Annotated in this window: 1 protein-coding gene; it reads right to left on the reverse strand. The window is 76.3% G+C overall.

Going from position 1 to position 763, the window contains the following annotated elements:
• The coding region (locus tag FAF44_RS53480) for an MFS transporter (protein ID WP_237111163.1) at positions 1-763 on the reverse strand (763 nt) is incomplete at both ends.

Below are 763 nucleotides of genomic sequence, written 5' to 3' on the forward strand. Positions count from 1 at the left end.
CCATCCCGCAGGCCACGAGCACGAGCCTGGCCGCCACCGTGCGTCCGGCCCCCAGCCGCCGCTCCACCAGCGGCACGAGCGGCGTGACGACCACCACCAGCAGGGCCAGCGGAACGAACGCGAGCCCCGACTCCGTCGGCGTGAACCCGAGCACCCCCTGCAGGAAGATCGCCGTGTAGAAGAACACCCCGTTCACCCCGAGCCCCCAGAGCACCTGCGCCGCCACCCCGCCCGCGAAGCACCGCACCCTGAACAGCCCCAGCTCCGCCATCGGCTCCCTGGCCCGCCGCTCGGCCACCGCGAACGCCGCCCCGCCGCCCGCGCACACCAGCACCGCCGCCACGACGGCGGGCGAGGTCCAGCCGTGTGCACCGCCCTGGATCAGCGCGAACGTCCCGGCTCCCAGGAACACCACGGACGCCACCGCCCCGGCCACGTCCAGCTCCCGGACGCGGCCCGTCCCCCGGGGAACCGCCACCGCGGCCAGCGCCATGATCAGCCCGCCCAGCGGCACGTTCACGAGGAACACCCAGCTCCAGTGCGCGTACTGGCTGAGATATCCGCCCGCCACCGGCCCGAGCGCCAGCGCCGCCGCCCCGGACGCCATCCACACCGCCACCCCCATGGACCGCTGCCGCTCCTCCCGCCCGGCCAGCACGGCCAGCGTCGCGGGCAGGATCAGCGCCGCCCCGGCCCCCTGGACCAGGCGGGCGGGAGGAGCGGCAGCGGTCCATGGGGGTGGCGGTGTGGATGGCGTCCGGGG

The sequence above is a fragment of the Nonomuraea sp. MG754425 genome (assembly GCF_021699195.1).
Lineage (GTDB): Bacteria > Actinomycetota > Actinomycetes > Streptosporangiales > Streptosporangiaceae > Nonomuraea.